This window comes from Actinophytocola sp. (assembly GCF_036555685.1).
Classification (GTDB): Bacteria; Actinomycetota; Actinomycetes; order Mycobacteriales; family Pseudonocardiaceae; genus Actinophytocola.
The window spans coordinates 29,275-44,591 of sequence record NZ_DATBKY010000235.1 but is presented as its reverse complement, the minus strand read 5'-3'; the positions used below and the strand labels follow the sequence as shown (position 1 = coordinate 44,591).

16 protein-coding genes are annotated in these 15,317 nt (G+C 73.2%); 8 read left to right on the top strand and 8 right to left on the bottom strand.

All coding sequences use genetic code 11. The features are described 5' to 3' along the window. The 3 genes from VH969_RS22985 to VH969_RS22975 all read right to left on the bottom strand — a co-directional run. Window positions 1-478: Cgl0159 family (beta/alpha)8-fold protein (locus VH969_RS22985; RefSeq protein WP_422653111.1), on the bottom strand; the 478-nt coding region annotated here is incomplete at its 3' end. Beyond that, entirely contained in the window at window positions 468-1,415 is a 948-nt protein-coding gene (gene iolC / locus VH969_RS22980) for a 5-dehydro-2-deoxygluconokinase (protein ID WP_331977556.1), read from the bottom strand. The genes iolC and VH969_RS22985, both read right to left, overlap by 11 nt. Window positions 1,416-1,455: 40 nt before the next feature. Next, window positions 1,456-3,165: a DEDD exonuclease domain-containing protein gene (locus tag VH969_RS22975; protein WP_331977554.1), complete on the bottom strand. Its 1,710-nt coding sequence runs from the start codon at window positions 3,163-3,165 to the stop codon at window positions 1,456-1,458. A gap of 74 nt (window positions 3,166-3,239) precedes the next feature. On the opposite strand from VH969_RS22975, the gene VH969_RS22970 reads away from it, so the two are divergent. The 7 genes from VH969_RS22970 to VH969_RS22940 all read left to right on the top strand — a co-directional run bounded on the left by VH969_RS22970 (window position 3,240) and on the right by VH969_RS22940 (window position 11,255). Further along, window positions 3,240-4,583 carry an NYN domain-containing protein gene (locus tag VH969_RS22970; RefSeq protein WP_331977552.1) on the top strand — a complete coding sequence of 448 codons (1,344 nt, stop codon included), beginning with the start codon at window positions 3,240-3,242 and terminating at the stop codon, window positions 4,581-4,583. A gap of 33 nt (window positions 4,584-4,616) precedes the next feature. Next, window positions 4,617-5,114: a GNAT family N-acetyltransferase gene (locus VH969_RS22965; protein ID WP_331977550.1), complete on the top strand. Its 498-nt coding sequence runs from the start codon at window positions 4,617-4,619 to the stop codon at window positions 5,112-5,114. A gap of 58 nt (window positions 5,115-5,172) precedes the next feature. Further along, window positions 5,173-6,906: an NlpC/P60 family protein gene (locus VH969_RS22960; protein ID WP_331977548.1), complete on the top strand. Its 1,734-nt coding sequence runs from the start codon at window positions 5,173-5,175 to the stop codon at window positions 6,904-6,906. Window positions 6,907-6,945: 39 nt separating this feature from the next. Beyond that, the gene (locus VH969_RS22955; RefSeq protein ID WP_331977546.1) at window positions 6,946-7,161 is read left to right on the top strand and encodes a hypothetical protein; all 216 of its coding nucleotides are present in this window, start codon (window positions 6,946-6,948) and stop codon (window positions 7,159-7,161) included. A gap of 429 nt (window positions 7,162-7,590) precedes the next feature. After that, the gene (locus VH969_RS22950) at window positions 7,591-8,649 is read left to right on the top strand and encodes an NlpC/P60 family protein (protein WP_331977544.1); all 1,059 of its coding nucleotides are present in this window, start codon (window positions 7,591-7,593) and stop codon (window positions 8,647-8,649) included. Window positions 8,650-8,738: 89 nt separating this feature from the next. Continuing rightward, on the top strand, window positions 8,739-10,100 hold the full coding sequence (locus VH969_RS22945) for a peptidase MA family metallohydrolase (protein WP_331977542.1): 1,362 nt from the start codon (window positions 8,739-8,741) through the stop codon (window positions 10,098-10,100). A gap of 9 nt (window positions 10,101-10,109) precedes the next feature. Further along, window positions 10,110-11,255, top strand: a complete 1,146-nt coding sequence (locus VH969_RS22940) for a glycosyltransferase family 4 protein (protein WP_331977540.1) — start codon at window positions 10,110-10,112, stop codon at window positions 11,253-11,255. Here the strand turns inward: VH969_RS22940 and VH969_RS22935 are convergent. The 5 genes from VH969_RS22935 to VH969_RS22915 all read right to left on the bottom strand — a co-directional run bounded on the left by VH969_RS22935 (window position 11,252) and on the right by VH969_RS22915 (window position 14,880). Then, window positions 11,252-11,713: a hypothetical protein gene (locus tag VH969_RS22935; protein ID WP_331977538.1), complete on the bottom strand. Its 462-nt coding sequence runs from the start codon at window positions 11,711-11,713 to the stop codon at window positions 11,252-11,254. The two genes, VH969_RS22940 and VH969_RS22935, sit on opposite strands and share 4 nt — an antisense overlap. Before the next feature lie 65 nt (window positions 11,714-11,778). Beyond that, window positions 11,779-12,240 carry a hypothetical protein gene (locus tag VH969_RS22930; protein ID WP_331977536.1) on the bottom strand — a complete coding sequence of 154 codons (462 nt, stop codon included), beginning with the start codon at window positions 12,238-12,240 and terminating at the stop codon, window positions 11,779-11,781. A 73-nt stretch (window positions 12,241-12,313) separates the two neighbouring features. Continuing rightward, window positions 12,314-12,619, bottom strand: coding sequence for a YbaB/EbfC family nucleoid-associated protein (locus VH969_RS22925; RefSeq protein ID WP_331977534.1), 306 nt, complete (start codon window positions 12,617-12,619; stop codon window positions 12,314-12,316). After that, window positions 12,616-13,656: a CHAP domain-containing protein gene (locus VH969_RS22920; RefSeq protein WP_331977532.1), complete on the bottom strand. Its 1,041-nt coding sequence runs from the start codon at window positions 13,654-13,656 to the stop codon at window positions 12,616-12,618. Before VH969_RS22920 ends, VH969_RS22925 begins: the two co-directional genes overlap by 4 nt. A 108-nt stretch (window positions 13,657-13,764) precedes the next feature. Then, entirely contained in the window at window positions 13,765-14,880 is a 1,116-nt protein-coding gene (locus VH969_RS22915) for an AMP-binding protein (RefSeq protein WP_331977530.1), read from the bottom strand. Window positions 14,881-14,921: 41 nt separating this feature from the next. Here VH969_RS22915 and VH969_RS22910 point away from each other — a divergent pair, with 41 nt between their 5' ends. Continuing rightward, window positions 14,922-15,308: a polyketide cyclase / dehydrase and lipid transport gene (locus VH969_RS22910; protein ID WP_331977528.1), complete on the top strand. Its 387-nt coding sequence runs from the start codon at window positions 14,922-14,924 to the stop codon at window positions 15,306-15,308. Window positions 15,309-15,317: the final 9 nt, after the last annotated feature.

Below are 15,317 nucleotides of genomic sequence, written 5' to 3'. Positions count from 1 at the left end.
GCGCGCACGCCTCGAGCGTCGGCGCGGTGCGGTCGTCGTCGAGGTCGACGCGGAGCAGCATCTTGCCGCCGTCGTAGCCGAACATGGCGATCGCGTCGACGTCGTAGCCGGTGAACCGGTCGTCGAGCTCGAAGGACGCGCCGGCCAGCCCTCCCCGGTTCATCGACGCGAACACGCTGCGTTCCTCGAGCGCGCCGAGCAGCAGCAGATCCTCGAGGATGTCGGCGGTGCCGAGCACGCCGGTGACCCCGGGCCGGTCGAGCGCCGTGCGCAGCCGGTCGAGCAGGTCCGCCCGGTCGGCCATCGCCATCGGCTCGGCGCCGGCGCGCAGCGAACCGCGAGCGGGGTGGTCGGCCGCGATGATCAGTGGGCGGCCGGTGCCGAACGGCTCGGGCCGCTTGCGGGCGGCGGCCAGCTCCGCGATGCGGCCGGGGTCCGTGGCGCGCGTGTCGGTGATCATCCGCACGTCATCCCGCACCCGACATCAGCTCCTCGACCTCGCGGGTGGTCGGCATGGCCGCCGAGCACGACAGCCGGGACGCCACGATGGCCCCGGCCGCGTTCGCGAACCGCATCGTCCGCTCGGTGTCCCAATCGGACAGCAGGCCGTGGCAGAGCGCGCCGCCGAAGCTGTCGCCGGCGCCGAGGCCGTTCACCACGTCGACCGGCAGCGGCGGGACCTCGACCGCGCCCGAGCCGTCGACGGCGAGCACGCCGGCCGGACCCTGCTTGACCACCGCGAGCGAGACTCCCTTGTCCCGCAACGCCTTCGCCGCCTCCCGCGGGTCGCGGGTGCCGACCGCGGTGTCGACCTCGTCGAGGTTGCCGACCGAGACCGTGACGTGCTCGAGTGCCTGCTGGACCCAGCGCCGGGCCTCCTCGCGGGAGGACCAGAACACCGGCCGGTAGTCCAGGTCCAGCACGGTGATCGCGTCGCGCGGCCGGGCGGCGAGCGCGGCGAGCGTCGCCGACCGGGACGGCTCCTCGGACAGGCCGGTGACGGTGACCCAGAAGATCCGCGCGGCGCGGATCTCGGCCAGGTCGAGCTCGTCGGTGTTGATCACGAGGTCGGGGGCCTTGGGGTAGCGGTAGAAGTAGATGGGGAAGTCGTCCGGCGGGAAGATCTCGCAGAACGTCACCGGCGTCGGCAGGCCGGAGACGCCGGAGACGAACCGGTCGTCCACGCCGAACTCGCGCAGCGCCCGGTGCACGTAGTCGCCGAACGGGTCCTCGCCGGTGCGCGTGATCACCGCGGTCCGGTGCCCGTGCCGCGCGACCGCGACGGCCACGTTGGTGGCGCTGCCGCCGAGGTACTTGCCGAACGACGTGACATCCGCGAGCCCGACGCCGGTCTGCTCGGGATAGATGTCCACCCCGACCCGCCCCATCGTGATCACGTCGAACGCTGCGTTCATGGTTCGCTCCGCTCCTTCGCGGACGCTGCGTCGCTCCCGCTCACGAGTGGTAGACCTCCACCGGCTTCAGCGCCTCGTCCGCCCTGGTGAGCCAGCCTCGCCAGCTGGCCGCGGCCATGGCCGGCTCGGTCCATGGCTGGGAGCATCGAACCATCCGGGTGCCCGGTCGATCCAGCCAGCGCAGCACCACGCCGACCTCCTCCGGTGGCGCGCCGCGCAGCGGGCCAGGCTCGGGCAGGACGGTCTCCGCGCCGGCGGCGAGCGCGTCGACCACCGGCATCGGGGGCACGCCACGCGGCGCCACCCCCGCCGACGCCAGCCGCCCGTGGCGTACCACCGCGAACTGCCAGCCGCCGTTGCCGTCCGGCCGGGCCGCGATCAGCTCCGGCACGGCCGCGAGCGCCGCCAGCCGCTGGCCCCGGTCCAGCGTGCGGAGCAGCACGCGCATCCGGTCGCGGTCGAGCCGGGCCTGCTCGTAGCGCTGCGCCGCGGCGTGCTCGGTGAGCCGGTTCGCCAGGCGGCGTAACGGATCCACCCGGCGCCCGGCCACCAGCGCGGCGAACGAGCCGACCGCGGGGGAGTACTCGACGACGCTCTGCCGCCCCGCGCAGGGCGCCGCGCAGCGGCCCAGCTCGGCGAGCGCGCACGGCCGCGCGTGCGCCCGCTGTGCCGGGATCCGCACCGTGCAGGGCCGGATGCCGGTGGCGTCCTGCAGCGCCACCATCGCGTCCTCCGCGAGCGAGCGCGACCGGAACGGGCCCAGCGCGCCCTCGCGGGCCAGCCGGACCAGCGACAGCCGCGGGAACGCCTCGTCGGTGAGCGTGATCCACCACGACTGCTTCGGGTTCTTCGAGCGCCGGTTGTACGCCGGCTTGTGGGTAGCGAGCAGCCGCAGCTCGCGTACCTGCGCCTCCAGCGGGTGCGCACAGGTGACGTGGTCGACCCTGGTGGCGAGCGCGACCATCTCGCGCAGCCTGCGGCGGGTCTCGCTGGCGGTGAAGTACTGCCGGACGCGCCGCTTGAGGTCGGTCGCGGTGCCGACGTAGAGCACCTCGTCGCCCGGCCCGCGGAACAGGTACACGCCCGGCTCGTTGGGCAGCTCGGCGGCCATCGAGCGCTTGCGCCGCTGCTCGGGCGTGACCTCCGGGATGTAGTCGAGCAGCTCCTCGAGCGACTGCACGCCGATCGAGCCGACCCGCTCCAGCAGCGCGTGGAAGACGTCGACCGTGGCCCGCGCGTCGGCCAGTGCCCGGTGGACCGGCCTGGTCCGCGCGCCGAGCAGCTCGGCCAGGAACGACAGCCGGCAGGACGGCGCCTCCTCGCGGGTCAGCACCCGGCGGGCCAGCTGGACGGTGCACACGACGGTCGGGCGCGGCCAGCGGTGCCCGTGCCGCTCACAGGCCTTGCGCATGAAGTTGGTGTCGAAGCCGGCGTTGTGCGCGACCAGGACCGCGCCCCGGACGAACTCCAGGAACGCGGGCAGGACCGTGTCCAGCCGGGGCGCGGCGTACACCATCGCGTTGGTGATCCCCGTGAGCGAGACGACCTCGGGCGGGATGCCGCGGCCCGGGTCGACCAGGGTGGCGAACTCCCCCACGACCTCGCCGCCACGGATCTTCACCGCGCCGATCTCGGTGACCGTGTCCTCGTCGCTGACGCCGGTGGTCTCCAGGTCGAACACGACGAAGGTGGTGGCGCGCAAGGGCGTGCCGAGCTCGTCGAAGGCCAGCTGGCCTTCCGCCTTCGTCATGATCCGGAAGCTAACGGAGGGCACCGACAAAAAGCCGTCGAGTGACCTTCGGTCGTCCCGGCTAGCCTATGTGGATGGCACCGTCGAGCGAGCCGGTCGGACCGGACGAGCTGGCACACCAGCCCGTCGAGTCCACTGTGGACTGGTCGGCGCTGCCCGACGCCGTGCGGGGGCGCATCGCCGAGCTCGGCGCCGAGGCGATCGGCGCGCTGCCGCCGGTCGACATTCCCCAGCAGCTGCGCGCGGTCGCCCGGTTCACCCCGGCCAAGCGCGCCCGGCTCGGCGGGGCGCCGCTGATCGCGAGCCTGCGCGACTCGATGGCGTTCCGGACCGCGGTCGTCGAGTGGTGCCGCCAGCACCGACCGAGTGCACTCGACCTGACCGGTGACGACCCGGTCGCCGTCGCCGCCGCGGCGGTGCTGCTCGGCGAGGAGACCGCGGGCCACTACCTGGAGCTGGTGTCGCGCCGGGCGTCGGACGCCTCGCTGCGCGCGCAGCGGGACGCGGCCGTGGTGCGCGCGGAGAAGGCGGAGAACGAGCTCGCCAAGGTGCGCGCCGAGCTGGACTCCGTGCAGGGCGCCATCGGCAAGGTGCGCCAGGAGGGCGAGGTCGAGCTGGAGCGGCTGCGCAAGCGGCTGCGCGAGCAGGGCGTCAAGGTGCGCGAGGCACGCGACGCCGCCACGAAGGCGGGCTTGGAGATGGACCGGGTCGGCGCGGACGCGAAGGCGCAGCTGGCCGCGCTGGCCGAGCAGCGGGACCGCGAGCGCGAGCGGGCGGACACCGAGCGGGCCCGGGCCGAGCGCGCCGAGGCCGACGCGGAGATCGCCCGCCAGTCCGCACGCGAGGCCAGGCAGGCCGACGAGGTCCGGCTCGCACTGCTGGTCGACACGCTCGACGGGGCCGTGACCGGCCTGCGCCGCGAGCTGGCGCTCGGCGGGTCCGGGCCGCGGCCCGCGGACCTCGTGCGCGGGGCGACGGAGGCGCAGGGCTCGGTGAGCCGGGTGGAGGACCCGGCCGCGCTGGAGCGGTTGCTGGCGTTGCCGTCGGTGCACCTGGTGGTGGACGGCTACAACGTGACGAAGACCGGCTATCCGGAGCTGTCGCTGTCCGACCAGCGGGAACGGCTGATCCGCCAGCTGGCGGCGCTCGCCGCCCGCACGTCGGCCGAGGTGACGCTGGTGTTCGACGGCGCGGGCGTGGTGGCCGTGCCGACGACCGCGCCACGCGGGGTACGCGTGCTGTTCAGCGACCCGGGCGTGCTGGCCGACGACGTGATCCGCGCGCTGGTCACGGCGGAACCCGAGGGGCGCCCGGTCGTCGTGGTCACCTCCGACCGGGCGGTGGCCGACTCGGTCCGGCGGCGCGGCGCGCACCCGGTCCCGTCCGCGGTGCTGCTCGCCCGGCTGGGCCGCTCGTAGAAAACCGCTGGCTGCGGCGGTTACGTTGGAGCCATGGGGGAGCTTCGGTTGCGGCCGCCGCGCATGGCCGACGAGTTCGCGTTCCGGGCCGCGCACGAGGTGATGGCCGCGGAGAACTTCGTCTTCGGCCTCGGGCTGGCGCCCGGCATGTCGTGGGCGGACTACCTCGGCTCGCTCACGGGGCAGCGGACGGGCATGGCGGTGCCGGACGGCCTCGTGGCGGCGACGTTCCTCGTGGCCGAGGTCAAGGGCGAGATCGTCGGCCGCGCCTCGATCCGCCACGAGCTCAACGACTTCCTGTGGCGCGAGGGCGGGCACGTCGGCTACTGCGTGCTGCCCCCGTACCGCGGTCGTGGCCACGCCACCGAGATCCTCCGCCAGAGCCTGGTCGTGGCCCGGGCGGCGGGCGTCGACCGCGTGCTCGTCACATGCGCCGAGGACAACGTCGCCTCGCGGCGGGTCATCGAGACCTGCGGGGGCGTATTCGACCCGCTGCCCGCAAGCTCGTACCGGCGTTACTGGATCGGGTGACGCAACCGGACTCGCCCCGGCCCGTTGTACGAGCAAGGGGACGAGCGTGGAGGCGTGGTTGCGGATCATCAAAGCGGTGTGCGCCGCCGTGCTCGTCGTGCTCGTCGCGGTGCCGGTCCAGGCCGGTGCCGATCCGGAGGCCGGCGCGCCGGGTGAGCCGCGGACGGACCCGCGGCCCGGCGAGGCGTTCGCCGGTCCGAAGGTCGCCCAGCTCCAGCACACCGCGGCCGGCGTGCAGCGCGAGCTCGGCGACCTCGCCGCGAAGATCCACGACGCGGAGCACGAGCTGCGCACCGCCACCGCCGCGGCCACCGCCGCGCGCGACGCTCGCGAGCAGTCCGACCGGGTGGTCGCCGCACAGCAGGCGGATGTGGATGCCTACTCGGCGACGTTGTACGCCACCCTGGCCCAGCCGTCCGAGATCCGCGCCCTTATGTCGGGTGGGCCGGAGAACTTCCTCGACGGCTCGGGACTGCTCGACCGGCTGCGCGCGGACCAGGACGTCCGGCTGGCCGGTGCCATCCGCCGGCAGGCCGCGGCGGAACGAGCCGAGCGTACCGCGAACGAGGCCCGCTCGGATGCCGCCGAACGTAGGGCCGACCTGGAGGATCGCACCGCGGACGCGAGCGAGCGGGCGGCCGCGGTCGCCAGCGAGCTGGCCGGGGCCGTGGCGGACACCGACGCCGCCGTGCTCAAGGCCCAGCGCGACCAGCGGCGGCGCAACGACCGGACCGCCGCGAGCTGGCGGTCCTACGTCGGCCGGCTCGCCGAGGCGGGCGTGGTCCCGCCGCCGGCTGCCGCCCTCCGGGACCTCGTCCGGCTGCCCGCGGGCCTCACCGCCCTGGTGGGGAAGCACGGACCGCAGCGTGGTGTGGCAAGCGTCACACTGCCTTCCGGCGAGGTCCTGCGCGTGTTGCCGAAGGAGACGATCGCCGCGGTCACGGCCGCCGTCGACGCGCTGGGCACGCCCTACGTGCCCGGGCGCGGCGCGACCGGCCCGGACGCGTACTCGTGCGAGGGCCTCGTGCGGTCGGCGTTCGGCAAGGCCGGCGTGCGGCTGCCGGCCGGCGCCGCGGACCAGCTGGCGACCGGTACGCCGGTCCCGCCGACTGACGCGCAGCCCGGTGACCTGGTGTTTCTCGGTCCGGCGAAGTACGGCGTGCAGGGCGTGGGCATCGTGCTGGACGAGCGGACCATGCTCACCGCGGACGCCCGGCTCGCCGGCGTCGTGGTCACCGACCGCCCCGCGGCCGCCGACGTCCTCGGCGTCACCCGGCCCTCGCTGCCGGCCGTCCCGCGGCGCGGCGTGCCGAAGGCGAATGACGGGGGCTTGACCTGGCGCTGCGGCGGGGTGGAGCTCCCGCCCGCCCGCAGCGGCGAGGCGGCCGGCGCCTGGGGCGGCTACCCCAACGGCTTCATCCCGGGCGGCGCGCTCTGCCCGATCGGGGTCGGCCGGCACGCGCTGCGCTGCGACGCCGCGGCCGCGTTCCGGGCGCTGAACAGCGCGTACGCCGCCGCGTTCGGCCGCCCGATCTGCGTGACCGACTCCTACCGCACCTTCGCCGAACAGATCCGGCTCTACGGCGTGAAACCCGCGCTCGCGGCGGTGCCCGGCACCAGCAACCACGGCTGGGCGCTGGCTGTCGACCTGTGCGGCGGCGCGCAGTCGTTCGCGAGCCGCGAGTACGCGTGGCTGGCCACGCACGCGCCGGCTTTCGGCTGGTCGAACCCCCCGTGGGCGCGGCCCGGCGAGGGCCGCGAGGAGCCCTGGCACTGGGAGTTCACCGGCTGAGGTCCGAAATTGTCGGACCCCCTCCCTAGCCTTCGGTTCATGAGGAGCTCGGACCGCAAGGAGCAGGGAATGATCATCGACTGTGACAGCTGCGTGGTGCGCGGACTGGCCTGCGGCGACTGCGTGGTCAGCGTGCTGCTGGGCGCGCCGCCGAACGTGGAGCTGGACGCATCGGAGCAGCGCGCCATCGATGCCCTTGGCAGGGCGGGCATAGTACCGCGACTACGCCTGGAACATATTGACAAATCCGCGTGACCACCCGACACGCGTGGCGACGGCAACCGTTCGGTAAACGGTCGTTCCCTGTCGACGAATGGTTGTGAAGAACTCCCCACACCGGGTGAGCTGCGGTGTTGCCCTGATCACAGGGTGGAGTTGACGCTGCTCCATTGGTGTCCGCCGAGGTCCGATCCACTTTTTTCGGGGGAGTCGGTAGACGCACGGACGCACTTTTCGTAACCTGTCCGAGATCTCGCGGCCCACAGCGGCCCACCCCGGGGCAGCTACGCGGGATCGCCGCCGAGCCAGCCTTTGTCGGGAAGGTTGGGCCGGAGTCCCCCACGGTGGGGCGAGAGCACTGCGATCGCGCGTGGCCGTTGCGGCCACTTGCGGTCGAACTCGTGCCTCGAGCCCTCAGGCGGTTGGATAACGAAGGAGACCCGCGCGAACGTGGCGTCGCATCGAATGAAGCGCGCATTCCGGGTAGCAGCGAGCGTCACCGCGGCGGTCGCCGTGGTGAGCATCTCCTCCCCCACCCCGGCTCTCGCGCTTACCCCCGCGCACCAGCAGCCCCCGCCCGACACGGCCTCAGAGGCGCTGGCCCAGTACAAGAAGCTGACCGCGCAGGCGGACCAGGTGAACGAGGACCTCCTCGCCGCCCGGACCGACCTGGACAAGAAGCGCAAGCAGCTGTCCAAGGCGACCGCCGACCTGAAGAACGCCAAGGCGTCGATGAAGCAGGCGGCCGCCGACGAGGAGGCGTTCCGCGACAAGGTCGACGTGCTGACCAACGCCTCGTTCCAGGGCGCGCGCTTCAACAAGCTCTCGGCACTGCTCACCGGGTCGTCCGCGGACGACTTCCTGGAGCGTGCGTCCGCTCTCGGCGTGCTCGCCTCGGACAACGAGGAAGCGCTGTCGAAGCTGACCGGCGCGGTCAACATGGCCGCCGACGCGCAGGCCAAGGCCTCCTCCGCGCAGAAGAGCGCGCGGGACGCGACGGCCGCCGCCAAGACGCTGCTGGCCAAGGTCACCAAGACGAAGACCGACCTGGACAAGAAGATCCAGAAGGTCCAGTCGGCCTACAACAACCTCAGCGGCGCCGACCAGAGCGCGCTCGCCGGTCCGGAGGACAACAGCGTCTACCTCGGTCCGCCCGGCGCTGGTGGCACCGCCGCCGAGGTCGCCATGCAGCAGCGCGGCAAGCCGTACGTCTACGGCGCCGACGGCCCGGACACGTTCGACTGCTCCGGCCTGACGATGTACGCCTACAACGCCGCCGGCATCTCGCTGCCGCACTCCAGCCGCGCGCAGTTCACGATGGGCAAGTCCGTGGCCAACGGCGACTTCCAGGTCGGCGACCTGCTGTTCTACGGCAGCAGCGCGGGCTCGATCCACCACGTGGCCATGTACATCGGCGACGGCATGCTCGTGCACGCGTCCACATCCGGTGTCCCGGTGAAGACCGCCGAGGCCCCGTACGGCGCGGGCAGCGACTTCCTGGGCGCCAAGCGGATCGCCGGCTGAGGCCGGCCAGACGAAGATCGGACCAACTCGGGGCCGGTGCGGTGGCGCACCGGCCCCGAGTCGTACGTCTACCCCTAGCATCTGTCTACGTGACTCCAAGGGCGAGCCTGCGGATCTGGCTGGGCGCGGCTTTGGCCGTCGTGATCCTCGGCGCGCTCGTGTTCGTCGCGATCCCCGGCCAGTCGCCCTTCCCGGCGGCGCCGGGGCCTGGCCAGCCGCTCGGCGCGGCCACCCCGAAGCGACCGTCCGACAAGGCCGACGACTCGCGCACCGCGGCGGTCGAGGACCTGCTGAACCGGCGGGCCGACGCGGTCCGCAGGCACGACGAGCAGGCGTTCATGGCCACCGTCGACCCGGGCGCGGACAAGATCTTCGCCGGCAACCAGCGCCGGCTGTTCCAGAACCTCGCGAAGGTCCCGTTCACCGCGTGGTCCTACGAGCTCCACGCCGACGACACCGTGGACGTCGACGACCTGCCCGGCAAGGACAAGGCCGGCGCGGACGAGCTGTGGGCGCCCGCCGTCGACCTCCGCTACGCCCTGCGCGGCGGCGACGTCACGCCCACCAGCCGCGCCCTCGGCTACCTCTTCGCGCGCCACCGCGACGCCGACGGCGGCGGCTGGTTCGTCCGCTCCGACACCGCCCTCGACTCGCTCGGCAGGCGCACCTGGCGCGGGCCGTGGGACTTCGGGCCGTGCCAGGTCACCGCCACCCGATCCGGCATCGTCGTGAGCCACCCGCGCAACGACCAGATCGTCGACCGCCTCGCCCGCGAGCTGGACCCGTCCGTCCAGGCCGTCGGCGACATCTGGCCCACCTCCTGGTCGAAGCGCGTCGTGCTGATGCTGCCCGACTCCGCTGGCGAGATGAAGGCGCTGGTCGGCCCCGACTTCCCGGTGGAGTCCGTGGTCGCGGTGGCGGTGGCCGACCGGGTGGACAACGCCAGCCGCACGGTGACCGGCCAGCGGGTCGTGCTGAGTCCGAACGGCGTGCGCGCGCTGTCGATCCCCTCCCTGCGCGTCGTGCTGCGCCACGAGATCACCCACCTCGCCGCCCGCGCCGACACCGTCGACGGCTCGCCCACGTGGCTGCTGGAGGGCTTCGCGGACTACGTGGGCTACCGCGACAGCGGCCTGACGCTCGAGGAGGGCGCCCCGGACCTCGCCAAGAAGGTCCGCGAGGACGGCCCGCCCACGGCGCTGCCGGAGGACCGGGCGTTCCGCGCCAGCGGCACGGACCTCGACCTGGCCTACCAGCAGAGCTGGTCGCTCGCCCGCTTCGTCGCCGAGCGGTACGGCGAGAAGAAGCTGGTCAGGCTGTACCGCAAGCTCGCCGCGGTGGGTCCGGCGTCCGCGCGGCAGACCGACGACCTGCTGCGTGACGTGCTCGGCATGGACCGCGCGGAGCTGGTGGGGGACTGGCGGGACTACCTGCGCGTTGCCCTCAAGTAGGGTTTGCCGGTGGCTCGGACCTTGGTGGTGACGAACGACTTCCCGCCCCGCCCGGGCGGGATCCAGTCGTACCTGCACGCTCTCGCGACGCGGCTGCCCGACCAGGACCTGGTCGTCTACGCGCCGTCCTGGCAGCACAGCTCAGGCTCGCACCCCGAGTTCGACGCCGGGCAGCCCTTTCCGGTGATCCGCCACGACGGCGGGCTCATGCTGCCGACCCCGGCCGTCGCCCGCCGCGCGAAGGAGATCCTGCGGGCCGAGCGGTGCGACGCCGTCTGGTTCGGCGCGGCCGCACCCCTGGCGCTGCTTACCCCCCAGCTGCGGGCCGCCGGTGCGCGCCGGGTGATCGCGAGCACGCACGGGCACGAGGTCGGCTGGTCGATGCTGCCGGTCGCGCGCCAGGCGCTGCGCCGCATCGGCTCGACGACCGACGTGGTGACGTTCGTGTCGAAGTACACCCGCTCCCGCTTCGCCGCGGCGTTCGGGCCGATGGCGGCACTGGAGTACCTGCCGTCCGGTGTGGACACTCAGCAGTTCCAGCCGAACCCGGCCGCGGGCAAGGAGATCCGCGCCCGCTACGGCCTCGGCGACCGCCCGGTCGCGGTGTGCGTGTCGCGCCTGTGGCCACGCAAGGGACAGGACATGCTGATCAAGGCCCTGCCCGGGATCCGCAGGCGCGTCCCCGAGGCGGCGCTGCTGCTGGTGGGCGGCGGCCCGTACGAGGACCGGCTGCGCGCGCTCGCCGGCCAGCTCGGCGTGGGCGACCACGTGATCATGACGGGCCGGGTGCCGTGGGAGGAGCTGCCGGCTCACTTCGTGGCGGGCGACGTGTTCGCGATGCCGTGCCGCACGCACGGCCGCGGCCTGGACGTCGAGGGCCTGGGCATCGTCTACCTGGAGGCGTCCGCGTCCGGCCTGCCCGTGGTGGCCGGCCGCTCGGGTGGCGCCCCGGAGACCGTGCTGGACGGCGTGACGGGCAACGTCGTGGACGGCCGGGACCTCGACGAGATCACGGACAAGGTGGCCACGCTGCTGGCCGACCCGACCCTCGCGGGCGAGATGGGCGAGGCGGGCCGGCGGTGGGTGTCGCGGCACTGGCGCTGGGAGGACATCGCCGCGCGCCTGGCCCGGCTGCTGGACGGCAGCGCCTTCTAGTGGCCGCCGACCGCGCGTAGCTCCTCGGCGTCCAGGGCCGGCTGGGTCTCGTCCGTGCCGGCCTGCTGGACGGCGGCCACGCGGGCCTGGACGTCCGCCGGCAGCGGGACGTGCATGATCTCCACGCCGTGCGGGATCTTGCCGTCCATCGCGATCATGAACATCGCGTGGAACTCCGGCGACGTCAGCACCAGGATCTTGCGGTGCGCGCGCACGAGCGACAGGAAGTACAGCGCCGCGAGGCAGTTGGATATCGTGCCGGCCGGATGCCGGCCGTTGCCCGCCGCGGTCTTCACCGAAGCCACGATGCGGCCGTTGTCCGACACCGCCTCGAACTCGTGGTAACCGCCCGGCTGAAGCCGCATCCGCCGGTTGTGGAAGACCGTCTGGTACTGCGCCGACAACACATCCCGCACGTGATCCACGACCGCGGTCGTCAGGTTGCGGGTGTTGGCCATGCGGGCCCTCGCTTCCGGTTCGTCCCATCTACTCGGATGGTCGGTTGCGATGGGCGACCGTTACGTTACCGAGGTAGAGCCCAGGACTCGACGGCCGAGAAGTCCTCCTGATCGTCGAGCGCCTCGAACGTGCGCGTCCGCAGCGGCTCGACCGGTACGTGGATCATCTCGAGCGGCTGCGTGGGACGGGGCCGCGGGCGCGCGGCGATGAGCTCCGACAGGTCCGCCGTCAGCTCCTCGCCGGCGACCGGCTCGAGCGCGGCGAGCCCCTCGGACAGCGCCGCGGCCGACGCCTCCTGGGCCAGCCGGAAGATCTCCGCCGCCAGCTCCTCGGGCTCCAGGCCCATCGCCTCCACGGACAGGTCCAGCGAGACCAGCCGGCCCTCCAGGTTCACCCGCACCTCGATGCCGCGGTCGGCGGCGGCCGACGAGATGCGGCCCAACCGCTCGAACAGCCCGTCGGCCCGCTCGTTCATCGCGGCGTTCGCGTCGAGCAGCTCCTCGACCGTGTAGGTGTCGTAACTCATGACGCTCCCTCGCGGGCTCCGTGGCGCCGCTCGCGGTCGCCCTGTGTCTGATCGTTCGCTCCGCAGGCTCGGCTCACGATGCCCTCCAGGAGTCCGGTGTGGTCGACTCCGCGCGTTCGGTCGTGGCGTTGTCCTGCGTGAGGCCGAGCATCGTCAGCTCGTCCTCGCCGAGCCCGTCCAGCGCCTCGCGCAGCACCGCCTTCGTCCGCTGGTTCGCGACCGCGGTGGCGTCGCCGACCGCCGCGAGGATCGCGGCGCTGAGCCCTTGCGAGCCGAGCGCCATGGCCCGCCGGTCCAGCGTCAGCGACGACAGCGCGCCGCCCGGGTAGACCTCGACCCGGATCCCGCGGTCCGCCGCACTTCCGGTGATCTCACTCATCGCGGGTGCACCCCTCCGTAGAACGTCGAGCTGGACAGGGTGTGGGTCACCCGCTGCACCCTGTCGGACGAGTTGCCCTCGATCAGCGTCACCTTGTCGCCGTGGACGCTCTCCACGATCCCGATGTGCGTGCTCGTCGACGGGCTGTTCGGGCTCGTGCCGAACAGCAGCACGTCGCCCGGCCGCGCTGCGTCGAGGTTGTGCTTGCCGTAGGCCAGGCCGTGCTCCTGGCCCCAGTGATAGACATCGCCGGTGAACGGGAGGATCCCGATGTGCACGCCGGACTTCTTCCAGACCCAGGTGGCGAAGTTCGAGCACCACGGGCCGGTCGGGCCGTACTTGTTCTGGTTGCCCGGGCCCTCGTGGTAGCCGAGCTGGCCGCGCGCGATCTTCTTGATCTTGTTGCTCAGGCCGGACTTCGTCTTCGGCGGCTTGGCCGCGTGGTGGCTCTTGGTGTGCCGCTTGCGGTGCGTCGGGTCGGCGAAGCCGTCGTGCTCGACGTTCTTCTCGAGCTTGCCCAGCTCCTGTGCCGCGTCCTTCATCTGGTGCTGGACGCGCCGCAGGTGCTTGACCGACTCGTTGGTGTAGTCGCGGGCGAGGTCGACGACCTGGCCGACCGCCCGCACCAGCGCGCCCTGGGAGCCGGCACCGGTCACGCCGCGGGCCGCGTCGAGCAGCCGGGTCGCCTTGTCGGTGTACTCGTCGACGAGCGTGGCGACGGCCTTGTGGTTGGTGTCCAGCGACGCGGCCGTCGTCGCCACGATGTCCGCCGCCTTCCCGGCGACGGACGACGTCGTGCCGAGCACCTTGGTCACCTTGCGCGCCCGGCGGTCGAACGCGGCCGCGTTCTTGCCCTCCCAGTGGCTGGTCGCGGTGGCGGCGGCCGACTTGTGGTCGTGCTGGTGGCGGTCCATCGTCTTCGCGGTGGTGTCCAGCGCGGCGTGCACCAGGTAGGCGTCCTCGGCCTTGCCGGCCAGCTTGTTGCGGTGCGCGACCAGCTGCTCGGCCGCCTTGCGCGCGATTGCCCGACTGTCCACGACCCCGTCCTCTCCCCGTGTGGGCGACAAGGTCACTCTCTGACCCGCGACCACCTCGGGGAAAGCAGCGCTGCACGGATGGGCACATCGGGTGCACCGGTGCGCACGTCAGCGCGCCGGCTCACCCGCCGGAGCCGGCCGGACGGCGATGCCGATGCCGCGGTAGTAGCGCACCAGGTCGTCCGCGAGCGGTTCGCCCGTGGTGAGCGCGGCGACGCAGCGGCCGCCGAACAGCGCGCGGAGCTTGGGGTAGACCGCCTTGTCCGCGACCGCGTGCTGCAGGCGCAGCCCGAGCGACGGCCGCCCGCCGGCGCCGAACCGCACGGCGATGCCCGAGGCCGTGTCGAACACGGCGGTGCGGCCCTCGGCGGCGGCCTTGTCCCGGGCGGCCGCGTGCAGGTCGCGGAGCAGGCCCGTACCGGTGACGATCGTGCGCGGGCGGAACATGCCGAGGTCGGTGGTCAGGTTCCCGGAGTCGGGCACGTGGCCGAGCGTCGTCCGGGTGTACACGCAGGCGATCGTCAGGATCCGCGCGCCGAGGCCGGCCAGGGAGCTCAGCACGAGCAGCGAGCTGCCCGCGCGCAGCATCGGCGAGTACGCCGTGACGGCGGCGCGGACCTCGGCGAGCAGCTCGCCGTGTGTCAGCTCGACGCGCTTGGCGTGCCGGTCGCCGGAGGGGTAGACGAGCGTGGCCACGGCGTCGGCGGGCACGGCCTGCCGGCGGTCGTCGGCGACCGTGTCGGTGATCTCGCGGCCCAGCTCGGTGAGCTCGGCGACCGCCGGCACGACGTCCGCGTCCGCCTCGCTCGCGTCGAGCTGCCACACCCAGCCGAGCTCGGGCAGCCGGTCGACGATCCGGCGCAGCGTCTCGCGATGGGCGGAGTTCTCCAGCACGATCGCGCAGGCGCCGGAGTCGGACAGGACCCACTCGACGTCCTCGGCCGGGGCCGTGGCGTCGATGGGCACGGTCTGGCAGCCGGCCGTCCAGGCGGCGAAGTCGAACAGGGTCCACTCGTAGCGGGTGGACGCGTGGAGCGCGATCCGGTCGCCGGGCCGCAGCCCGGCCGCGATCAGCCCCTTGGCGACGTCGAGCACGGCGCGCGCGAACTCGCGCGTGGTGACGTCCAGCCAGGAGCCGTCGGTCCGGCGGCGCACCCCGATGGTGCCCCCGAACCGCTCGGCGTTAGCCCGGACCATGTCGGTCAGGCTCTCCGGTGCGGTCACACGGAAAACGTAGCGCGAACGGCGCATGACATGCTGCACGGGTGCCCGCCGTGGATGTGATCGACGAGACGTTCCTGGCCGTGCCGCCCGGGTCGGTCGCGAAGGCGTTCGCCGATCCCGACGCCTGGCGGCGGTACTGGCCGGACCTGCGGCTCGAGGTCTACGCCGACCGCGGTGACGAGGGGCTGCGCTGGACCGTGCGCGGCGCGCTGGTCGGCACGATGGAGGTCTGGCTCGAGCCGGTGCTCGACGGGACCCTGCTGCACTATTTCCTGCGTGCCGACCCCCCGCCCGGGGCGCAGGTGCGCCCCACCCGGCTGCGCCGCGAGAGAACCCGACGTCAGCTGGCCGCGAAGGCCGTCGCGCTCGACCTCAAGACCGAGCTCGAGGGCGGCCGCAGGCCGGGGTGCCCGCCGGCCAACGGCTAACCTGCGATC